Origin of the sequence: Mesorhizobium sp. M0772, from assembly GCF_040320135.1 — a bacterium.
Taxonomy (GTDB): Bacteria; Pseudomonadota; Alphaproteobacteria; order Rhizobiales; family Rhizobiaceae; genus Mesorhizobium.
Window position 1 is genome coordinate 1 of sequence record NZ_JAMYPB010000033.1, and the last position, 20,476, is coordinate 20,476.

General features: G+C 62.6%; 26 protein-coding genes and 1 pseudogene. 14 read left to right on the top strand and 13 right to left on the bottom strand.

Annotation, left to right across the window (positions count from 1 at the left end; translation table 11 throughout):
* Window positions 1-360: TCP-1/cpn60 chaperonin family protein (locus tag NKI06_RS20425; RefSeq protein ID WP_352986878.1), on the top strand; the 360-nt coding region annotated here is incomplete at its 5' end.
* 148 nt (window positions 361-508) lie between these two features.
* On the opposite strand, the gene NKI06_RS20430 is transcribed toward NKI06_RS20425, so the two are convergent.
* Entirely contained in the window at window positions 509-1,117 is a 609-nt protein-coding gene (locus NKI06_RS20430) for a TetR/AcrR family transcriptional regulator (RefSeq protein WP_352445839.1), read from the bottom strand.
* A gap of 236 nt (window positions 1,118-1,353) precedes the next feature.
* Between NKI06_RS20430 and NKI06_RS20435 the strand changes: the two are divergent.
* The 5 genes and pseudogenes from NKI06_RS20435 to NKI06_RS20455 form a co-directional block, all read left to right on the top strand.
* Window positions 1,354-2,055: pseudogene (locus tag NKI06_RS20435) on the top strand (zinc-dependent alcohol dehydrogenase family protein); the annotation flags it as partial.
* An 80-nt stretch (window positions 2,056-2,135) separates the two neighbouring features.
* On the top strand, window positions 2,136-2,231 hold the full coding sequence (locus tag NKI06_RS20440) for a zinc-binding dehydrogenase (RefSeq protein WP_352986926.1): 96 nt from the start codon (window positions 2,136-2,138) through the stop codon (window positions 2,229-2,231).
* 41 nt (window positions 2,232-2,272) lie between these two features.
* Window positions 2,273-2,719 (top strand): OsmC family peroxiredoxin, encoded by a 447-nt coding sequence (locus NKI06_RS20445; RefSeq protein WP_023689922.1) that lies wholly within the window; start codon window positions 2,273-2,275, stop codon window positions 2,717-2,719.
* Between the two features lie 15 nt (window positions 2,720-2,734).
* Window positions 2,735-3,121, top strand: coding sequence for a nuclear transport factor 2 family protein (locus NKI06_RS20450; RefSeq protein ID WP_023752084.1), 387 nt, complete (start codon window positions 2,735-2,737; stop codon window positions 3,119-3,121).
* Between the two features lie 46 nt (window positions 3,122-3,167).
* Window positions 3,168-3,608 (top strand): helix-turn-helix transcriptional regulator, encoded by a 441-nt coding sequence (locus NKI06_RS20455; RefSeq protein ID WP_023709380.1) that lies wholly within the window; start codon window positions 3,168-3,170, stop codon window positions 3,606-3,608.
* A 23-nt stretch (window positions 3,609-3,631) separates the two neighbouring features.
* Here the strand turns inward: NKI06_RS20455 and NKI06_RS20460 are convergent, their stop codons facing one another.
* The 8 genes from NKI06_RS20460 to NKI06_RS20495 all read right to left on the bottom strand — a co-directional run bounded on the left by NKI06_RS20460 (window position 3,632) and on the right by NKI06_RS20495 (window position 7,472).
* Window positions 3,632-4,243: a LysE family translocator gene (locus NKI06_RS20460; protein WP_023671507.1), complete on the bottom strand. Its 612-nt coding sequence runs from the start codon at window positions 4,241-4,243 to the stop codon at window positions 3,632-3,634.
* A 69-nt stretch (window positions 4,244-4,312) separates the two neighbouring features.
* Entirely contained in the window at window positions 4,313-4,645 is a 333-nt protein-coding gene (locus NKI06_RS20465; RefSeq protein WP_023697712.1) for a YkgJ family cysteine cluster protein, read from the bottom strand.
* A 52-nt stretch (window positions 4,646-4,697) separates the two neighbouring features.
* A complete protein-coding gene (locus NKI06_RS20470; RefSeq protein ID WP_023671505.1) occupies window positions 4,698-4,862 on the bottom strand; it encodes a hypothetical protein in 165 nt (54 codons plus the stop codon).
* A gap of 1 nt (window position 4,863) precedes the next feature.
* Window positions 4,864-5,271, bottom strand: a complete 408-nt coding sequence (locus tag NKI06_RS20475) for a hypothetical protein (RefSeq protein WP_023671504.1) — start codon at window positions 5,269-5,271, stop codon at window positions 4,864-4,866.
* A complete protein-coding gene (locus NKI06_RS20480) occupies window positions 5,271-5,495 on the bottom strand; it encodes a hypothetical protein (protein WP_023689917.1) in 225 nt (74 codons plus the stop codon). The genes NKI06_RS20475 and NKI06_RS20480 overlap by 1 nt, the downstream gene beginning before the upstream one ends.
* A 293-nt stretch (window positions 5,496-5,788) precedes the next feature.
* Window positions 5,789-5,998, bottom strand: coding sequence for a cold-shock protein (locus NKI06_RS20485; RefSeq protein WP_023671502.1), 210 nt, complete (start codon window positions 5,996-5,998; stop codon window positions 5,789-5,791).
* Window positions 5,999-6,458: 460 nt separating this feature from the next.
* Complete coding sequence (locus NKI06_RS20490) at window positions 6,459-6,788, bottom strand: YciI family protein (RefSeq protein ID WP_352986880.1); 330 nt, start codon at window positions 6,786-6,788, stop codon at window positions 6,459-6,461.
* A gap of 30 nt (window positions 6,789-6,818) precedes the next feature.
* Window positions 6,819-7,472 carry a glutathione S-transferase family protein gene (locus NKI06_RS20495; RefSeq protein ID WP_023684314.1) on the bottom strand — a complete coding sequence of 218 codons (654 nt, stop codon included), beginning with the start codon at window positions 7,470-7,472 and terminating at the stop codon, window positions 6,819-6,821.
* A 170-nt stretch (window positions 7,473-7,642) separates the two neighbouring features.
* Here NKI06_RS20495 and NKI06_RS20500 point away from each other — a divergent pair, with 170 nt between their 5' ends.
* Window positions 7,643-7,822: a CsbD family protein gene (locus NKI06_RS20500; RefSeq protein WP_023671498.1), complete on the top strand. Its 180-nt coding sequence runs from the start codon at window positions 7,643-7,645 to the stop codon at window positions 7,820-7,822.
* 50 nt (window positions 7,823-7,872) lie between these two features.
* On the opposite strand, the gene NKI06_RS20505 is transcribed toward NKI06_RS20500, so the two are convergent.
* On the bottom strand, window positions 7,873-8,997 hold the full coding sequence (locus NKI06_RS20505) for a metallophosphoesterase (protein WP_352986882.1): 1,125 nt from the start codon (window positions 8,995-8,997) through the stop codon (window positions 7,873-7,875).
* Between the two features lie 132 nt (window positions 8,998-9,129).
* Between NKI06_RS20505 and NKI06_RS20510 the strand changes: the two genes are divergently transcribed.
* A complete protein-coding gene (locus tag NKI06_RS20510) occupies window positions 9,130-9,723 on the top strand; it encodes a hypothetical protein (RefSeq protein WP_352986884.1) in 594 nt (197 codons plus the stop codon).
* A gap of 18 nt (window positions 9,724-9,741) precedes the next feature.
* On the opposite strand, the gene NKI06_RS20515 is transcribed toward NKI06_RS20510, so the two are convergent.
* A complete protein-coding gene (locus NKI06_RS20515; RefSeq protein WP_352519821.1) occupies window positions 9,742-10,428 on the bottom strand; it encodes a TetR/AcrR family transcriptional regulator in 687 nt (228 codons plus the stop codon).
* 85 nt (window positions 10,429-10,513) lie between these two features.
* Between NKI06_RS20515 and NKI06_RS20520 the strand changes: the two genes are divergently transcribed.
* The 6 genes from NKI06_RS20520 (at window position 10,514) to NKI06_RS20545 (ending at window position 16,465) form a co-directional block, all read left to right on the top strand.
* Window positions 10,514-11,275 carry an NIPSNAP family protein gene (locus NKI06_RS20520; protein WP_352986886.1) on the top strand — a complete coding sequence of 254 codons (762 nt, stop codon included), beginning with the start codon at window positions 10,514-10,516 and terminating at the stop codon, window positions 11,273-11,275.
* A 128-nt stretch (window positions 11,276-11,403) separates the two neighbouring features.
* On the top strand, window positions 11,404-12,165 hold the full coding sequence (locus NKI06_RS20525) for an SDR family NAD(P)-dependent oxidoreductase (RefSeq protein WP_023705703.1): 762 nt from the start codon (window positions 11,404-11,406) through the stop codon (window positions 12,163-12,165).
* A gap of 4 nt (window positions 12,166-12,169) precedes the next feature.
* Window positions 12,170-13,255: a glycosyltransferase family 10 domain-containing protein gene (locus NKI06_RS20530; RefSeq protein WP_245262757.1), complete on the top strand. Its 1,086-nt coding sequence runs from the start codon at window positions 12,170-12,172 to the stop codon at window positions 13,253-13,255.
* 587 nt (window positions 13,256-13,842) lie between these two features.
* A complete protein-coding gene (gene fumC / locus NKI06_RS20535) occupies window positions 13,843-15,240 on the top strand; it encodes a class II fumarate hydratase (protein WP_352986887.1) in 1,398 nt (465 codons plus the stop codon).
* 256 nt (window positions 15,241-15,496) lie between these two features.
* Window positions 15,497-15,919, top strand: a complete 423-nt coding sequence (locus NKI06_RS20540; RefSeq protein WP_023694684.1) for a DoxX family protein — start codon at window positions 15,497-15,499, stop codon at window positions 15,917-15,919.
* A 138-nt stretch (window positions 15,920-16,057) separates the two neighbouring features.
* Window positions 16,058-16,465, top strand: coding sequence for a DoxX family protein (locus NKI06_RS20545; protein WP_352986888.1), 408 nt, complete (start codon window positions 16,058-16,060; stop codon window positions 16,463-16,465).
* A gap of 259 nt (window positions 16,466-16,724) precedes the next feature.
* On the opposite strand, the gene ppx is transcribed toward NKI06_RS20545, so the two are convergent.
* Both ppx and NKI06_RS20555 read right to left on the bottom strand, forming a co-directional pair.
* Entirely contained in the window at window positions 16,725-18,257 is a 1,533-nt protein-coding gene (gene ppx / locus NKI06_RS20550) for an exopolyphosphatase (RefSeq protein ID WP_352986890.1), read from the bottom strand.
* Window positions 18,257-20,449 (bottom strand): RNA degradosome polyphosphate kinase, encoded by a 2,193-nt coding sequence (locus NKI06_RS20555; RefSeq protein WP_352986891.1) that lies wholly within the window; start codon window positions 20,447-20,449, stop codon window positions 18,257-18,259. The genes ppx and NKI06_RS20555 overlap by 1 nt, the downstream gene beginning before the upstream one ends.
* Window positions 20,450-20,476 lie beyond the last annotated feature (27 nt).

Consider the following 20,476-nt stretch of genomic DNA (forward strand, 5'->3'; position numbering starts at 1 on the left):
GCCGACCAGGCTGCCGGCATCAACATCGTTCGTCGTGCACTGCAGGCTCCGGCCCGTCAGATCGCTTCGAACGCAGGTGCTGAAGCTTCGATCGTTGCCGGCAAGATCCTCGACAACAAGGGCGCGACCTACGGCTACAACGCCCAGACCGGCGAGTATGGCGACATGATCGCCATGGGCATCGTCGACCCGGTCAAGGTCGTTCGCACCGCTCTCCAGGACGCGGCCTCGGTCGCCGGCCTGCTCGTCACCACCGAAGCCATGATCGCGGAGGCTCCCAAGAAGGAGTCGGCCGGCGGCGGCATGCCTGGCGGCATGGGCGGCGGCGGCATGGGCGGCATGGGCGGCATGGATTTCTAAGAATCCATAAAGCCGCCCATGAGCTAAAGTTGCTCAAGCCCGCAAGCGGGCTTGAGTGGCGGCATGGATTTCCAATCCGGCCAACCTGGCTTATGGATAAGGAAAGGGCGCCGAGAGGCGCCCTTTTTGTTTTAGAGACCAGTGTTAGTTAGGCCGCGCTCTCCGCCTGCCGCGCAACCTTGCCCGCAAGCACCGCCTGCTCGACGAATGCAGCCACCTCATCGGCCACCACCAGCACCGGTGCACGGTCGCGGGTGGCCCGCGCAATCACCATCAGCCCTTCCAGCGAGGATTCGATCAGCAGCGCCAAAGCGTGCGCGCGGCGTTCGGGCACCCCTGCCCTGACGAAGGCCTGTCGCAGCAAGCCGATCCATTGCTCGAAAGCCGATCGGCAGAGTTCCGCCAGTTCCGGCACATCGGTGGGTGAATCCAGCACCACCGGCGCGATGGGGCAACCCAGCGAAAAATCATTGTCCTCCAGCATGCGCCCGACCGACTGGTAGATGTGATGGACGGCCACTGCAGGATCGCTCTCGGCTGCCAGTGCTTCGCCCAGCCTTTTCGTGACGTCGGCAACGCTGTTGCGCGTCACCTCGATGACCAGTTGGTCCTTGCCGCCTGGGAAATGAAAATAGAGCGAGCCGCGCGGCGCCCCGCTGGCGCCCAGAATGTCGTTGAGCGAGGTGCCGTGATAGCCACGCTGCCTGAGCAACAGGCCTGTGGTCTCGAGTATGCGGGTGCGGGTGTCGTTGGCCATGTCAACCTCTGTCAGCAGTGACGCATTATAGGCCTTGCCAAGAATATGACAATCGGTCTATATAGTATGTAGATCAGTCTATATATATTGTTAAGGAGAGTGACATGCGCAGCTACCGTCTCGAAGGGTTTGGTGGAACCGAATCCCTGGCGATGCGCGACGAGGCGCGGACGGAACCGAAACCGCATGAGATCGTGGTGCGAGTCCGCGCCGCCTCGCTCAATCGGCGCGACACGATGATCCTTGGCGGCACCTATCCGTTGCCGCCGCGGCAAGGCATCGTGCCGCTGAGCGACGGCGCCGGTGACGTCGTCGCAATCGGCGATGCCGTTACCCGTTTTGCCGTCGGCGACCGCGTCACCGGCAGCTACTTCGCCCGCTGGATCGATGGCCGCATCAATGCCGGTCTGATCGACCAGCTCGGCTGTACGCTGGACGGCATGCTGACTGAGTTTGCCGTGCTCGACGAACAATGGGCGGCGCGACTGCCCGATCATCTGAGCTGGCACGAAGCGGCGACGCTGACCTGCGCCGGCGTGACGGCCTGGAACGCGGTGACCGGGACCCGGATTCCGAAGCCTGGTCAATGGGTTCTCACCATCGGTTCGGGTGGCGTTTCGCTGTTTGCTCTGCAGTTCGCCAAGTTGCTCGGCTGCCGGGTTGTCGCCATCACATCGCGCGCGGAGAAGGCCGACAGGCTGCGGGCGCTGGGCGCCGACCTCGTTGTCTCCAGCACCGACATACCGGAATGGGGCGGCTGGGCGCGCGAGCAGACAGGCGGCATCGACCTCGTCGTCGAAACCGGCGGCCCGGCCACCTTCGCGCAGTCGCTGATTGCCAGCACGCTTTATGGACACATCGTGCTGCTGACGCTGCAGGACGCCAGTGGCAGATCGATCGAGATGCCGGCAGCGCTTTATCAGCGCAGCCTCGCCACCATCAGCCGCCTGTTCGTCGGCAGCCGCAGCAATCTCGAGGCCATGCTGCGCGCCGTGTCCAGCATCGCCTCAAGCCCGTTATCGACAGGGTCTTCCCCTTTGCCGAAGCCCCCGAAGCGTACCGCCACTTCCAGCAGGGCGACGTGTTCGGGAAGGTTGTCATCGACTGCGCCTGACCCAATTGCCCGCTTTTCAACCCCGAATCAGGAGAACGACCATGACCATCCGTGAAGCTTCCGCAGAATGGCAAGGCACGCTGAAGGAAGGCGGCGGCCGTCTGCGGCTTGGCAGCGGCGTCTTCGAAGGCGCCTATTCCTTTCCGTCGCGGTTCGAGAATGGTCCGGGCACCAATCCCGAAGAGCTGATCGGGGCAGCACATGCCGGCTGCTTCTCGATGGCGCTGACCTTCATCCTCGGCCAGGAAGGCCACGTCGCCCGCACCATCCGCACCGTCGCCAAGGTGCATCTCGGCGCGACCGCCGCCGGGCCGACGATCACCCGCATCGAGCTCGAAACGGAGGCGGAGGTCACGGATCTCGCCGAAGACGAGTTCGAACGCCTGGCGCAGTCGGCCAAGGCGACTTGCCTCGTCTCGCGCGCCTTGGCCGGCGTGCCTCAGATCACCCTAAAGGCCGTGCTGGTCAAAGCCGTCAAAGATCAATGAAACCGGGAGAATATGATGAAACAGGAGCTTATCATGGACGCAGCCGGGAATGATTTGTCCCGGCAGACGGCCGAGATCATGCATCGCTTCAACGATGTGTTCCAGCTGCACGATCCGTCCGCGCTTGCCGAGTTGGTGGCGCAGGATTGCGTTATCGAAAACACCGTGCCGGCACCGGACGGCGCCCGCCATGCCGGCAAAGAGGCATGCATTGACCTATGGTCGGCGATCGCCACCCAGCCTGGCACGCGCTTCGACCTTGAGGAGACATTCGTCGCCGGCGAACGGGCGACGATCCGCTGGCGCTACTTCATGGCCGACGGCAACTCCATCCGCGGCGTCAACCTGATGCGTGTCGCGGACGGGCTGATCGTCGAGGCGATGGGTTACGTCAAGGGATAGAAGCGTTGTCACGGAGGTGGCGCAAAAGCGCGCAGGCAGTGAAACGGTGCTCACCAAACTGAGCGAACTGATGTTTGTCGACGTGTTGCGCCGTTACTTGGAATCGCTGCCGCCACAAACCACGGGATGGCTGGCTGGCCTGCGCGATCCAAACCTGGCGAGGGCACTGGCGCTGATCCACGACCGGCCGGCGCATAACTGGACGGTGGAGGCGCTGGCGAAGGACTCCGCGCTGTCGCGCAGCGTGCTCGCCGAACGCTTCACCAGGCTGGTCGGCATGCCGCCAATGCATTATCTCGCCAAATGGCGCATGCAGATCGCCTCGGAGCTGCTCAGCGCCGGCACCAGTAACATGGCCAGCATTGCCGCTGAAATCGGCTACGAATCCGAGGCAGCGTTCAGCCGCGCCTTCAAGAAGATGATCGGCCTTCCGCCCTCGGCCTGGCGTCTAGGCATCCGGACCGGATCCGGAACCGACGAAGAGTAGGCCGAGGCCTGGCAGCTCCTGTTCTATCGATCAGCCAGCGCCAGCTTGGCGCCAAGCATGACAAAGGCGCCGGCGAAGGTGCGGCGCATCCAGGTCAGCACCATCGGCCGCGACACGACATGGCTGCGGATCGAGGCCGCAAAGATGCCGTAAGCGACGAAGACGACGAAGGTCAGTAGCATGAAGACGCTCGAGAGTTCGAGCATCTTGGCAAATGCGTTCGGTTCGGTCGTGCTGACGAATTGCGGCAGGAAGGCAAAGAAGAAGATCGACAGCTTCGGGTTCAGGATGTTGATCAGGATACCGGAGGTGATGACCTTGGCTGCCGAGCGGGGTGCCGCGTTTTCATCGACGCTCAGGCCGCCCTTCTCGTTCAGCGTGTTCCAGGCCATGTAGAGGAGATAGGCGACGCCGAGATATTTCAGCGTCTCGAAGGCGACAGCACTTGTGTGCAGCAGCGCCGCCAGGCCGGTGATGGCGGCGGCCATATGCGGGATGATGCCAAGCGTGCAGCCGAATGCAGCAGTGATCGAGGCGCGCGCGCCTCGCGAAAGCCCGGCGCTCAGCGTGTAGAGAACGCCGGTGCCGGGCGAAGCCACGACGATCAGCGACGTCAACAGGAATTCGATGCTCATGGTTCCTCCAACGCCCTGCCCGTAGTGGAAGCTATCGGGGGATGTGGGATGAGGCAAGGTGGGCGTCGGCTAGATCGTTGGCATCCCGTGCGCCTTGCGCGCCATCAGGCAATCGTCGCCGCCAGGCATGCAGGCGTGGCAGACGTCCGGGCGGATCTCGTAGATGCCGCAGGCCGTGTGCTTGCCGATCTCGCCCGTAAGCGCCGAACAGCGGACGCCCTCGCAGCGCATCCCGGACAGGTCGGCGGACACGAACTTTTCCGGAATCCGGTCAAGTTGCGCATCGTCCTCGGTCGAGAAGCGCGGCCATTCGGCCGAGTAGGAGCAGCAGGCGCCGCAGCTCTGGCAATCGAAAACCGGCTGGCCGTCCTGTTTTGACGACCGGATATCCCTGGCGGCCAACGCGACCAGCCCAGGCGCTGCGAGATTGCGATCGGCTTGGTGCGGCAAGGCGCTATTTCTTCTTGCCTGCCTTGCCCTTGGGCGTGGCGGCTGGCGCCTCGAACAGATCGGTTGCCGACGGTTCGGCGGCCTTCGGCGCGGCAGCGGGCTTGGCCTGCTTTGCAGTGGCAGCAGCCGGCGCTGCCGGCTGGTCCTTGGTGGAAAACTTTATGGCCATGTCAGTCCTCGTCGGAAAAGCGGGATGATGGTGCGCGCGGATTGCGCAAGCGGCCGATCAGCGCCGAGACCGCCGTGATGTTCATTTCCTCGGGCGACCAGTTCCTCGCCTCGGCAATGTGGTGCGCCGCCAGTTCGCGATGCGTGCTGCCGCTATAGGCGGCATCCTGGTAGGTCACGCGCTCCTGGGTCTTTTTGTCCTCGCGGACATATTCGACCAGATAGTTCGGAGCTTCGGCACGGCCGCGCACGCCGACGCGCACCTGGGCATCGCCATGCGCGCGCTTGCAGCGCTCGAGCTTTTCCAGCACACGGCGGACATATTCGACCGGCTTGTCCAGGCCCGGGACCATGGACGCGATGGTCGCATCGGCATCGATCGGCGTCGGCGGTACGCGCTTGGTGGCCATCAGCGTTTGCCTGCCCGCTTCGGCAGCGCCGCAAGGACTGCGGCCGCTGCCATGTCGTCGGCTTCCTTTTCCTTGCGCAGTTCGCGCAAGCGCGCGGTCTTGGCTTCGCGCGCCTCGCTGACGGCATCACGCTCGGACAGGATGCGGTTGAGTGACATCGACTGGGTTTGCGTCTTGCTGAACAGCGAGCCGGCCTGGTCGGCGGTCTTGGATTGAGTGGTCAAAACTTTCTCCTGTCGGGAGCCTGGTGCCGATAGAGCGAGAGCGGTCTTCGATTTCGACCAAAGCAATACGGCAGCGGGGCAGTATGGGCGGTTCAGATTGCTGGAGCGTCCCTTAGCACGTTCCGGCCGGCGTGCGGCGCACTTTTAGCGGCACGACGCACAAAATGAAAAAGGCCAGGCACCGCCTGACCTTCCATGAAAGCGCCGCGCATCCAGTTGGATGCGCAAGGCGCTCCTTTCAGCCTTTCATCGGTGCCAGTACATCCGTGGTCACCGGAAGGCCGAATTCCTTATCAGGCCGCCTTCAACTGGTCGGCGGACATCTTGCCTGACTTGTTGTCGCGGGTCATCTCGTAGCCGAGCTTCTGGCCCTCGACGATATCACGCATGCCGGCGCGCTCTACGGCCGAGATGTGGACAAAAACGTCGGCGGAGCCGTCGTCAGGCTGAATAAAACCAAAACCTTTGGTGGCGTTGAACCATTTCACTGTGCCGGTGGCCATGAAGAACCCTTTCCCTGGCAAATATTCGTTCACCATCGTGCGACTGCACAACAGCGTTTTGTCTCGATTTTTGATGGGGAAGTTCGTCAAAGGCGCGCATCATGCGCGGATAACAAAAGTCGGTCAAACAAATATCGACATGTTTCTTATAGACTTCTTTTAGCGCCGAGTCAATTTCTGGTTTGGCCGGAGCCCAAATTCAACCTGAGGGTGCCTGAGGCATAAGCCTCAACTGACGAGGTGGCGGAGCTCAAGGCGTTCCAAAAAATATTCCACGCCCCGGAACCAATCGCAAGCCGGCGCATTTCCGTGGTGTCAGCAATTCAGAGAACAATCTCGGTAATGCTGGCAAAAGAACGCCTCCCGCACATTAAACGGTGCGAGAGGCGTTCTTGTATGTGCCGTTGTCTGACACAATTCCCAAGGGAAAACCGTTTCACATCCATAAACTTACGCTCGCCTACAGGATCGCGCTGATCAGCGGCAGGATCTCGTAGTGGAAACCGCGGCCGGAGCTCGACACCGGATCGCCGTCGGTGACCGCTCTTGCCTCGGCTTCGCTGCCGACACGCAGGATCAGCAGACCCCAAGGGCCGGCCGGGTCGGCGACCGGCCCGGCCAGGATCATGGTGTCCTCGGCAAGCTTGCCGCGCAGATAGTCGGCATGCCGGCCCATCAACTCCCTCTGCTCCTCCGTCAGGGTGAAGGCGAAGTCCGGCCGAGGCGGGATCAGCCGGCAGTGGAAGATTGTTGGCGCGGTAGTCTCACGCGGTCCATCATTGCTGGCCATCGGTCACTCACCGTGATGTCATTAGTGGTCCTATTCGTCCGGGCCGGGTTCCGGCCAAGTCTCCTTCGCTGCTTCCGCATACCAGTGCCGCATCGCCGGCGTTGCCAACACGGCGTCGACGTAGGCGCGCGTGTCGGGCGCGAGCTTGCCGCCATAGGTGTCGAAGCGGGTGACGACAGGTGCATACATGGCATCGGCCGCGGTGAAATGACCGAACAGGAAGGGGCCGCCCTTGCCGTATTGTTCCCGGCACTGGCGCCAGATCGTTTCGATGCGCGCGCGCTGCATTTCGCCTTCGGCGTCGAGCGGCTTGTGGCCCTTCGGCCGGCGCAAATTCATCGGCCAGCCATAGCGCACCTCGCGAAAGCCGGAATGCATCTCGGTCGCTACCGAGCGGGCCAGCGCTCGGGCGCCGATATCCTGAGGCCAAAGCTTTTTCTCCGGAAACAGGTCGGCGAGATATTCAAGGATGGCAAGGGTTTCCCAGACAATCCTGCCATTGTGATTCAACACTGGCACAAGGCCGGTGGGCGAGACTTTCGCCAGAGCGGCAAAGGTTTCGGGCGTGCGCAGGCGCACGAAACCTTCCTCGAACGGGATCTCCAGATGCTTCATCGCCACCCATGGCCTCAGCGACCAGGACGAAAAGCACTTGTTGGCGATGATGAGCGTAAATTCAGCCAAGGCGGTCTCCCCAAAATTTCGTCACACTAGTCACACGATACGACGCGGCAAAGCGTTTCGGCGACCATATAAGCGACCAGATGCGACGATGATCGCCGCCCAGGGAACCTAAGCCAAGCCGGCCCGTTTGCCTCCTGCGAATGAATCCCCGAATCCCAGGAGATGCAAAGATGGTGAACAAGGATCAGGTTGCCGGCGTGGCCAAGCAGGTCAAGGGCTCGGTCAAGGAGGCCGGCGGCAAGGCGACCGGCAACAGGCAGACCCAGGCCGAAGGCACGGCCGACAAGACCGCCGGCAAGGTGCAGAAGGTCTATGGCGACGTGAAGGACAAGATCAAAAAGGCGCTCTGATTCGATCTTGCAGGCAATGAGGAAGGCGGCTCAAGGCCGCCTTTTTCTTGTCAGAGGCTGAGGCTCTTGCTGAAGGCGCTGGTGAACTTGACCCCGCCCCGGTCGCCCGCCGCCTCGCCCAGCACCACGTCCATGCCGTCCCCGGTTACCCTCACCAGCGCGAAGCCACCCATATAGGCAGCCTTCGGCTTGAACAGGTCGAGGCCATCGCTGTTGTAGATCATAGGCACTTCGTGCTGATGGCCATGGAAGATGGCGATGACATTGTAGCCCTTCAGCGCCGCCAGCATCGCCTGGCGGTCGGCCTCGCTCCACCAGTGCGGCGCGCCTGCGCCGTCATCGTCATAGGTGCGCTTGGCCGGGTCCCAGCGCTCGACCGAGAAAGTGTCCCAGCCATAGTGCTGGAACAGGATGACGGGACGGCCATCCGCCGCGTAGGTCGCCAGATCCTGCTTCAGCCACGGCAGGCTGCTCACCGCGCCATGGCCGGTGTCGCCGGCAAAGCGGTGGGTCTGGACGAGATGCAGGCCGCCCCAGTCCCAGGAATAGCAGTCGGTGTCGACATCGTATTCGGTGGCCGGCACCGGGGGCTTGAAGAACACGCCGGGGCGGTGGTTGACCTCGACATAGTCGCGCAATTCACGCCGATACCAGTCGACATGGGGCGGCGAGCCATTCTGGTCGAGATCGTGGTTGCCGAGGCCGACATAGACCGGCATGTGCACGCGGTCCGGGCCGACGCCTTGTTGATAGCGCTGGCTGAACTGCAACAGTTGCGTGCCTTCGCTGGGCTCGGTGATCTGGCCGCCGCCATCGTCGGTGATGTCGCCGCCGACAACGAGGCCGAGCGGCGCATCGATGCGGCTGCCGGCCGAACGCAGGCGGGTTGCAACGCCATCGATCTCGACTGGCCATTGCCGGCCGGCCAAGCCATTGAGAACAGCGACATTGCGCAACAGCGCGGCATCGGTCTTGCCTTCCTCCAGGCAGTTGGGGCTGAGGCCGCTCGACATGCGGCAGGCATGGACGTCGGCGATGAACAGAAAGGTGGCGTCGATGGGCTGGATGCGCTTGCCGGTCTGGCCAAGCGCGGCGCGCGGCAGCATGCCAGCCATGGCAAGGCCGGCTGCCTGTGCGAGGAAATTGCGACGGGAGAGAACGAGCTTGCGATTCATGACCTGAAATTCAGCACAGCCGGCGCCCCACCGTCCAGTTGCCAGGAATGGCAGGTCGACACGGCACTGTGGCTCTGGCATTTCTTGGGTCATGCTGGCGCGCAGCAAATACAAGCAGAGGGGGAGGATTTCATGAGAGCCTTTTCGATAGGCGTGGTGCTGGCTGGGTTGCTGCCGGCGGCTGCGGTGCATGCCGCCGATTGTGTCGACGCAAAATCGGCCAAGGCCGGCTTCGTTCTGGAAATGCCCGGCGTCCGCAGCGAGTTTCGGCCGGTGGCCGGCGGCATGGTCTCCGTTGCCAACACCTACGAATCGCAATCGCCGCAGACACAGTTCCTGTTTGCCGGCCTGGTCGAAGTGTTTCGCGACAGCGATACCGGACGGGTGGCGACGATCCCGTTTTCCGATCTGCGAAAACTGTTTCCGCTGAAGACGGGAGCCAAGAGCACGATCGAATTCGTCGAGCTGTCGCCGAACAAGCAGCCGAAGAGCACCAAGACACTGAGCCTGGTCGTCAAGGGCAAGGAGACGTTCAGTGTCGGCGGCTGCAAATACAACGTGCTGGCGGTCACGGAGACCTTCAAGAACGGCGCCGGCGAAACGCTGGACACATTTACCGCGCTTTATGCGCCCGATCTGCAGGCGTCCCTCGCCCGGCGCTACGACGAAGGGACCAGCGCGGAATCGGTGAACGGTTACGAGACGATCAAGCCGCTTTCCGACTAGAACAGCGCAGTTCCGGCCTCAAGCTTTTCCCGGCCGCAGCAGGATCCTGCGACGCCGCTTCGCTCTGCTCGGGAATGGCGGCGTTGAGCTGCCCTGAAGTTCGGCCAGACAATCGCGCAGCACGCTGGCATCCTGTGCCGCCTTGGCCATCGACATGGCGCCGGAATAGGCGGCGATGGCGAGTGCCGCAAAGCGCTCGGGGTCGGTGCCCTGCTCCCTCCCCGACTGCTGGTCGGCTCGCACCTTGTCGGCAACCGCCTGACGCCATCCGGCAAAGATGCCGGCCAAAGCGGCGCGGAAATGCGGGTCAGCGAGCGACAGTTCATGCGCCAGATTGTTGAGCGGACAGCCGCGCACGAAGCCTTGCTGCTCAAGCTCGGTCGCCACCGCCTCGAACACCGCGCGCACGCCTTCGCGCGCCGAGCCTGCCGCCCGTACAGGGTTGATCCAGGTTTCATCGAGGGCCGCTGCCACGCGCTCCTCGATCACCGCGAGAGCTAGCGCCTTCTTCGTCGGGAAATGATGATGCAGCGCGCCGCCGCTGACGCCTGCGGTCGTCATCAACTCGCCAAGAGCGGATGCATGATAGCCACGCGCCTGGAACGACGCTTCGGCGACATCGAGCACCTTGTTGCGCAGCCCTTCGGGATCGTTGGTGCGTTTTCGCGGCGGCCCTTTCGGAGCCCGAGCAATCTCTGCTGACATTTGCCAACGATAGCAGATTGACAAAACAGGACAACAGGTCTGTTTTATAAACCGGATGATCATCCTGTTTTTTGGAGACGACACAATGACCGTACCCCTGAATGCGCCTGCGGCGGCAAAACTGCTCGCTTCGCCTGTCGTCGAGTTGCGGCAGTACACGCTGAAGCCGGGCCGGCGCGAGACGCTGATCGACATCTTCGACAGTCGGTTCATCGAAGGCCAGGAACACGCCGGCATGACCATCATCGGACAGTTCCGTGACCTCGACCGCCCCGACATGTTCGTCTGGCTGCGCGGCTTCGATGGCATGGAAGCGCGGAAGCAGGCGCTCACCGCCTTCTATGACGGGCCGGTGTGGACGGCGCACCGCGACGCCGCCAATGCGACGATGATCGATTCCGACGATGTACTGCTCTTGAAGCCGGCATGGCCAGGCGCCGGCTTCGATCTGTCAGGCGCGCAGCGAGGCGCCATGCCGGCGGATGGAAAGTTGAGCGCAGACAACCGCTTGACCGGTGTTGTTGTCATCCAGATTCATCATCTGCGGTCTGGCGCCGAAGCCGATTTCGCCGGCAATTTCGAAACGGACGCCGTTCCGGTCCTTATCGGCGCCGGCGGACGGTTGCTTGGCGCCTTCATCACCGAGCACGCCGAAAACAGCTTTCCCCGCCTGCCGGTGCGCTTGAGCGAAAACGTCTTTATCGCGGTGACGGGTTTCAACAGTCCCGAGGCGCATGCCAGTTACGAAGCCGCAGTTGCCGCTTCGCCCCAATGGCAAGCGGCCGATGTGACCTGGCGGACCGAAACCTTGCGCCTGGCGCCGACGTCGCAGTCGCTGCTGCGGTAACCGGATCGGCACGCGGCCAACCGAAGTTCATACTGAGCGATAGGCCGGCGGCTTGACCGCCCTCGCCGATCGGCATTGCCTTCGTGACGCGGGCAACAGCGAGAGCATTCGATGCGACTTGGCCTTCAATGAGACTTTCTGGCAAACGAGCACTGGTGACCGGCGGCTCGGACGGCATCGGCCTGGCGATATCGGAAGCTTTCTTGCGCGAGGGCGCCGACGTGCTGATCGTCGGTCGCGACACCAGCAAGCTCGAGACCGCCCGCGAGACACTTGCGGCGGAGGGCAACGTCGGCACCCAGTCGGCCGATCTCTCGACCTCTTCCGGCATCGATGCCGTGGTCGATCGCGCGAAAGCAACCGGCCCACTCGACATCCTCGTCAACAATGCCGGCGTCGCCTATCTGGTGCCTTTCGAGACCGTCACCGAGCACCAATTCCAGCAATCCTTCGCGCTCAATGTGACGGCGGCGTTCTTCCTTACCCAGCGGCTGCTGCCGCATCTCGGCGCCAACGCCTCCGTCATCAACATCTCGTCCTACTTCGCCGACAAGATGATCCCGAAGCGGCCGTCGAGCCTGTATTCCTTGTCCAAGGGCGCGCTGAATTCGCTGACCAAGTCGCTGGCCTTCGAGCTTGGTCCGCGCGGCATCAGGGTCAATGCGATTGCGCCCGGCACGGTCGACACCGCCATGCGGCGCAAGTCGATCGACAACCTGCCGGCGGCAGCGCAAGCCGAGCTGAAAACCTATGTCGAGCGCAGCTACCCGCTCGGCCGCATCGGCCAGACCAGCGATCTTGCCGGCATCGCCGTCTATCTCGCCAGCGATGAGGCGGCGTGGACCAGCGGCGGCATTTTCGCGATCGATGGCGGGTATACGGCGGGGTGACCGTTTGGACGGCCCTCGGCCTCGAACAAGCGGAGCACTTGACCAAACTTCCGATACCGCGTCTGTCTGCAGATTGAGCAATGCTTCAGACATTCGTGGTGCCATGCCGTCTATCGATCCACTGATCCTCTTCTACACAACGTTCTTCAGCAAACCCGTCGATATCGCGTCGATACAGTGCGAAATGCCCGGGCGGTGGACACTGGACAAACGACGGATTTCCGAGGCCGCGGCAGTCGTCTTCCATATTCCGAACTTTCGCGAAGTTGGCGATGCCTACAAATACCCTGGTCAATATTGGGTCGCCTGGTCGATGGAATGCGGCCAAAACTACAAGCGACTTGCCGACCCCAAAATCATGCGGCACTTCGATATCATCATGACGCATGAATCCCGGTCCGATGTCTGGGTACCCTACCTTCCGCGTGCGGTGTGGTGGAAAGATGCGCTGGCCAGACCAATCGTGCCGAAAACGGAAGAAGCGCCGGTCGCACTCTTCCAGTCGGCCGGCCTGAATTATAGCGGCCGTGTCGATCTGGCGAACGAACTGGCGCGCCACATGAAGATCGATTCTTATGGCCGATATCGCAACAACCGATCGGTCTCTGGCCCCGATCTGGGCTCGAAGACCAAGATCGAAACCATTGCGCGGCACAAATTCTGCCTGGCCATGGAGAACTCGATCGAGGCCGACTATGTCACCGAGAAAATCTATGACGCGTTCATGGCCGGCACGGTGCCGATCTACCTTGGCGCTCCCAATGTGGACGAGTTCGTTCCGGAGCACTCCTTTATTGACGCCAGTGCCTTCGCCAGCGCCAGCGATCTTGCAGCCTATCTCCAGCGCCTGATAGCAACGCCGCAAGACTACGAGGCTTATTTCGACTGGCGCTCAAAGCCATTGCCCGACAACCTCGTCAAACGGGTGCAATCATTGGAAACACCCGCGTTCTGCAGACTGATGAGCGTCGTGCGCCAGCGTCTGGAGGCGCGGACAAGCAAGCCTTCCGGACGGCGAACACTTCCGTTCGGCTATAGATCCTATCTCAGGACAAAGCTGCGCCGTTGGAGGAAAAAGGTTCCGAGCTGACGGTCCGCGATCAGGCGCGCTTTCAGCAAAATACGGAGAACAAAGAGCGTCTCTTGCGACGTCGAGACGGCTTCGACCTTGCCGCCATGCATCTTGGAGATCTCCGAGGCTATGTGGAGGCGCTCCCAGGGTGGACTTGAAATTCTCGGTTTCGCGATCCGAAGCTCGATCCGGATGCGATGCCGGATTTTGGTCGGGAAACTGAACAGAAGGACAAGTGCATAAGCTACCTCATCGCTGCTGTTGCCAGTGAGACGCCGGCACGGATGGTAGTTTGTGTGGCAGCGTCGCTCGTAGGTAGAGTAGGTAGACATGAATTGCGCATTGCTGATCCTGGGGGAAGTTTGCGTAGAGCAATCCGCCAGCTCGACATGATCTTATCGAGCTAAATCCGCAACTTTCCGTCCACTTCATGGGATCAAGCCGCACTGAGGAGCAATTTCCTTCACACGAAAGTGGAGGGTGCAGGATCCCGAAGGCCGGCGCTACTGCTTCAACCGATTTACTGCCTGCCGGCCGCAATCTCTGCTTGAAGGCCATTGTGCAACGCGATACGCCGTTGCCGAATTCGATCGTCGGAGAGACAAGTGACCGCTGCCAGGACCAGAACCGAAACCGACACGTTCGGCCCCATCGAGGTTGCCGCCGACCGTTACTGGGGCGCGCAGGCGCAGCGTTCCCTCGGCAATTTCAGGATAGGCTGGGAAAAGCAGCCGGCCTCGATCGTGCGTGCGCTCGGCATCGTCAAGCGAGCGGCGGCGGAAGCCAATATGGAGTTGAAGCGGCTCGATCCGGCAGTCGGCAAGGCGATCATCGAGGCGGCGCAAGAGGTGATCGACGGCAAGCTGAACGATCATTTCCCGCTGGTCGTCTGGCAGACCGGCTCGGGCACGCAGTCCAACATGAACGCCAACGAGGTGATCTCCAACCGGGCGATCGAACTTCTGGGCGGCGTCATGGGCTCGAAGAAGCCGGTGCACCCCAACGACCACGTCAATATGAGCCAGTCGTCGAACGACACCTACCCGACAGCCATGCACATCGCGTGCGCCGAGCGCATCGTGCACGATCTGCTGCCGGCGCTGAAGCATCTGCACGCTGCGCTCGAGGTCAAGACGAAGGCCTTCGCTCACATCATCAAGATCGGCCGCACCCATACGCAGGACGCGACACCCCTCACGCTGGGCCAGGAATTTTCCGGCTACGCCGGGCAGGTCGCCTCTTCGATCAAGCGCATCGAGATGACGCTGCCCGGCCTGCAGGAACTGGCGCAGGGCGGCACCGCAGTCGGCACCGGCCTCAATGCGCCGGTCGGCTTTGCGGAAAAGGTGGCGGCGCGCATCGCCGACATTACCGGCATTGCCTTCGTCACCGCGCCGAACAAGTTCGAGGCGCTCGCCGCGCACGATTCCATGGTGTTCTCGCATGGCGCCATCAACGCGGCGGCCGCCGCCCTCTTCAAGATCGCCAACGACATCCGCTTCCTCGGCTCCGGCCCGCGCTCGGGCCTCGGCGAACTGTCGCTGCCGGAAAACGAGCCGGGTTCCTCGATCATGCCTGGCAAGGTCAACCCGACGCAGTGCGAGGCTCTGACGCAGGTCTGCGTGCAGGTGTTCGGCAACAACGCCTCGCTGACCTTCGCCGGCAGCCAGGGCCATTTCGAGCTCAACGTCTATAACCCGCTGATGGCCTACAACTTCCTGCAGTCGGTGCAGCTGCTGGCCGACGCCTCGATCTCCTTCACCGACAATTGCGTCGTCGGTATCGAGGCGCGCGAAGACAACATCAAGGCCGCGCTCGACCGCTCGCTGATGCTGGTGACAGCGCTGGCGCCGACGATCGGGTACGACAATGCCGCCAAGATCGCCAAGACCGCGCACAAGAAGGGCACCACCTTGCGCGAGGAAGCACTGGCCACAGGGCTGGTCAGCGAGGCAGACTACGACCGGCTGGTGCGGCCGGAGGACATGACGCATCCGGGTTAAGCGATTCCAGGGAAAGTGCCTTGCGTTTCCTCGGGAAGCGCGCAGCCCCTCTTCTTGGGAATTGGGTCAACTAGAAATCCGAATTGTGTGGCGGGACAATTTGCTCCCGCCGCTGCTGGCCGCGACAAGAATTTTGCGTCGGTCGAACGATCCCGAAATGTACGTCCTGTGAACAATGTGTCGCCGGACTGGCGGCTTTGGTGAACAGTCGGCTTGGTCTATCTGACGGGACATCAACCCTTTTCGGAGAGCCACCATGTCCATCAACACTTCCGCTGCCGGCGCCGGCATCGCGTCCAACAGCTCCACCACCATCCTGCTCGGCCGCATCCTGCTCGCCGCCATCTTCCTGCTTTCCGGCTTCGGCAAGCTCACCGCCATTTCGGGCACCGCCGGCTATTTCGGCGCCATGGGCCTGCCGGTGCCGACCGTAACGGCCATTGTCGTCGGCCTGATCGAATTGCTCGGCGGCCTTGCCGTGCTCGTTGGCTTTCAGACCCGCATCGCCGCCTGGGTGCTCGCGGTCTTCACCATCGCCTCGGCCTTTGTCGCCCATACCGGCTGGGCCGACCAGAACCAGATGATCCATTTCCTGAAGAACGTCGCCATCACCGGCGGTTTCCTGCTGCTGGCTTCCTCGGGCCCTGGCGCCTACTCGATCGACGCCAAGCGCGGCTGAGCTTTCCCTTCCCAAGCCTGAAAAAAGCGGCGTGGAATTTTCCACGCCGCTTTTTCGTTGTCTGCCCAAGCGCGCGCCCGTCCCATCCCTGCTAGGGTCGGTCTCGAAACAGCCGGCGGACAGACAACGGAGATGACCATGCCCCGCGATGCTTTGCTTCTGATTTCCCGGCTGCTGCTCGCCGCCCTGCTCGTTCCCTCCGGCTACCACGCGCTCGCCGACATTGCCGGGACGACCGGCTATTTCGCCGGCCTCGGCATGCCATTGCCGACGCTTGCTGCCTGGGGCACCGGGCTGTTCGAGTTGATTGCCGGTCTCTTGATACTGGTCGGCTTTCAGACGCCGGTCGTTGCGATACTTCTTGCCGCTTTCTGCATCGTTGCAGGCTCCATCGGCCACTACGGCCAGGGCGGCGATGACCCGATGCTCACCTTCCTGCACCAGCAGATGCTGATGAAGGATATTGCCATCGCCGGTGGATTCCTGGCGCTAGCCATGGCCGGCGCCGGGGCCTGGTCGATCGACGGGCGCCGCGGCGCGGTCTGATATCGTCAAATATCGTCCCAGGTTGATCCCTCGCCGAGGCAGGTCGACCCCCACTCCGTCTCGGCTCCGCCGAGCCACCTCTCCCCCGATCGACGGGGTAGAGGAAGGGCTCGAGCCTATTGCCGCCAACGCTTTCCAACGAGGCTCCCTTCCTTTCCCTCCGGAGGGGGAAGGTGGCGGTGCGAAGCAGCGACGGATTGAGGAAGCCGGTCCTCGAACGCGAGGCCGACGACGACATGGTTTTGCTGTCAGGCCGCGCCTACTTCACCGACACGCTCTGCCCACCCTCGACCGCCAGCACCAGCCTGCGGTTGGTGATCCGCGCCAGTTGCGCCAGCCGTCCGGCCGGGCGTTCGCCGTAAAGATCGGAAAGTGAGGCCGGCAGCACCAGCGCCAACGTGCCATTGCCGCGGTTTTCCCATTTCAGCCGCGGCATGACGCCGGGCATGGCCGCAGTCAGCAGATAGACGACGCGCAGCACCGCCGCCAGGATGCGGGCGCGATCGAGATAGCGCGGCGTCGCCAGGCCGCGGATTTCCGGCGCCGCATCGTTGAACACGCCTTCGTGGCGGAACAGGCCGACCAGCGCCAGGAAGGCACGGCCGGGGTGATCGACGCCGATGAAGGAGGCGTGGGCAATGATGTTGAGCGACTGCTTGCCGCGATATTCCGGGTGTGCGCGCCAGCCTATATCGGCCAGCAGACAGGCAGCGTGGCGATAGCGCGCCTCATCCTCCGTCTCGTCGATGCCGAAGGCGGCAAAGGTCTTGTCCGTCCATTCGACAAGCTCATGCGCATGGGTGACCGAGCGCGACCGCAGCCGCGCCAGTTCCTCCGAAGCGGAGACCAGCGGATCGGCCTTCTGCTCGGCAGGGTCGAGCAGCGAATAGAGAAACCCTTCGCGCACGCCCAATGCCGAGACGGTGATCTTCGACGGCTGCATCGCCGCCATGATCTCCTGCAGCACGACCGCGCCATAGGGCAGCAGCGAACGGCGGTTCTTCGACACACCTTCGATGCCCTTGACCTTCTCGATCTCGCCTTTCGCCACCTGCTTCAGGAAATTGGCGGCGCTTTCGACACCGATCTCATAGTGGTGCATGACGCCAAGCGGATAGTTGGTCATTTCCATGTGCAGCCGGGCAAGGTTTCGCCAGGTGCCGCCAACGGCGTAGAAGGGCCGTCCCTGCCCGCCCTTCAACAATTTGGCGCGCGCCAGTTCGTCGCGGGTGATCTTTGCCGCCTGGGCGAGCGAATTCCTGGCCATGTCCTGCAGCCGCAGGCCACCCAGCGGCAGTGTGATGCCGTCGCCGATCGCCTCGCCATTGATGTCGATAAGCTCCAGGCTGCCGCCGCCAAGATCGCCGGCAATGCCATTGGCGGGGTGGAAGCCCGAAATGACGCCAAGCGCCGAATAATGCGCCTCCTGCCGGCCAGTGAGCACGCGGATCTCGGTCTTGAGCACATCCTGGGCGCGGTGGATGAAATCGGGGCCGTTGATCGCTTCGCGGGCCGCGGCCGTTGCCAGCACAAACATGTGCTCCGCACCCGCCTGGTCGGAGAGCGCGCGGAAACGGCGGAACTCCTCCATCGAGCGCGTCACCGCCTCGGGGTCGAGCTTGCCGGTCGAAACGATGCCGCGGCCGAGGCCGGCCAGCATCTTTTCGTTGAACAGCAAGGTCGGCGAGCGCGCCAACCCTTCATAGACGACAAGGCGGATCGAGTTCGAGCCGATGTCGATGATGGACAGCGGCCGGCGATCCTGCAGCCGGCCTTGGGACGTTGAAATCATCAGCCGCTGTTCTTCTTGCGACGCTTGAACTGCGCGATGCGCTTGGGCGCATGCGACTTCAGCGCGTCACCCCGTCCCGACAGGCTCGGATTGGTCATGAAATATTCCTGCGCGTTGAACGGTTCCTCACCCTCATCCAGCACGACGCGCCGGGAGGTTCCGTCAGCCAATACGTCGAAACTTTGCTGGTTGTCCATGATGTTGCCCAGCATGATCTGGCCAAGGATCTGTTCATGCACCGTCGGATTGGTGATCGGCACCATGGTCTCGACGCGGCGGTCGAGATTGCGTGGCATCAAGTCGGCCGAGGCGATGTAGACGATCGCCTCGTCCGACGGCAGGCCATGGCCGTTGCCGAAGCAGTAGATGCGGCTGTGTTCGAGGAAGCGGCCGACGATCGACTTGACCCTGATGTTTTCCGACAGGCCGGGCACCTGCGGCCGCAGGCAGCAGATGCCGCGCACGACGAGATCGATCTCGACGCCGGCACGGCTGGCGTCATAGAGCGCGTCTATGATGTTGGGATCGACGAGCGCGTTCATCTTCATCCATATGCGCGCCGGACGGCCAGCCAGCGCGTGGGCGACCTCGTCGGCAATGTGCTTGAGGATGCGGCTGCGCAGCGTAAATGGCGAGATGGCGATCCGCATCTCATCGGTCGGCTCGGCATAGCCGGTGATGAAGTTGAACAGCTGGGCGACATCGCGCGCGATCGTCGGATCGGTGGTGAAGAAGGACAGGTCGGTGTAGATGCGCGCGGTCACCGGATGGTAGTTGCCGGTGCCGAGATGGACATAGTTGCGCAGCTTGCCGTCCTCGCGCCGCACCACCAGCGACATTTTCGCATGGGTTTTGAGTTCGAGGAAGCCGAACACGACCTGGACGCCGGCGCGTTCGAGGTCGCGCGCCCAGCGGATGTTGGCTTCCTCGTCGAAGCGCGCCTTGAGCTCGACCAGGGCGGTTACCGACTTGCCGGCCTCGGCCGCGTCGACCAAGGCGCGCACGATCGGGCTGTCGTTGGAGGTGCGGTAGAGCGTCTGCTTGATCGCCACCACCTCCGGGTCGGCCATCGCCTGGCGCAGGAACTGGACCACCACGTCGAAGGATTCATAGGGGTGGTGGACGACGATGTCCTTCTCGCGGATGGCCGCGAAACAGTCGCCGCCATGCTCGCGGATGCGCTCGGGAAAGCGTGGATTGTAGGGGGTGAACTTCAGGTCGTCGCGCGGCACGGCGACGATCTCGGAAATCTGGCTGAGCGCCAGCGGGCCGGTCAGAACGCTGATGCGGCTCGAAGAGACTCCAAGCTCGCCGGCGACGAACTCGCGCAACTCGCCGGGCATCGACTTGTCGAATTCGATGCGGATGACCGAACCGCGGCGGCGCCGCTTCAGCGCCGTCTCGAACAGGCGCACGAGATCTTCCGACTCCTCCTCGACCTCGATATCGCTGTCCCGGATGATGCGGAAGGTGCCTGAACCCTTGACCTCATAGCCGGGGAACAGCTTGCCGATATAGAGGCCGACAGCCTCCTCCAACGGAATGAAGCGAACGTGCTGCTTGCGGTCGGGCAGACGGATGAAGCGCTTCAGCGCCACCGGCAGGCGTAGAAGCGCGCTCATCTCCTCGCCATTCTTGCGATGGCGCAATTGCAGCGCCATCGAGAAGCCGAGATTGGGAATGAACGGAAACGGATGCGCCGGGTCGATCGACAGTGGAGTCAGCACCGGGAAAACCTGGTCCTGGAAATGGTCTTCCAGCCAGACTTTCTCATCCTTGGTTAGTGCATCGCGGGTGATGCTCTCTATGCCTTCCTTGTTGAGCAGCAGCATCAGCGCTGAAAGGCTGTTCTGCTGGTCCTCCTGCAGCCGCTCGACCTCGCGCAGCAATTGTTCCAGCTGCTGCTCCGGCGTGCGGCCGTCGGGGCTCTTGAGCGCAATGCCTTCGCGCACCTGGCCCGCAAGGCCGGCGACGCGGACCATGAAGAATTCATCGAGATTGGCGGCCGAAATCGACAGGAAACGGACGCGTTCGAGCAGCGGATGGTGCTCGTTCTGTGATTCCTCGAGCACACGCCGGTTGAACTGCAGCCAGGAGAACTCACGGTTGACGAACCGATCGGGGTTGCCGCCCTCGGGGCTCGCCACTTCGACATTGATGAATTCGCTCTGCACCGGCTTCAGTTCGTTCATGGTTCCTGCTCTTCCCCGCCAACCGTC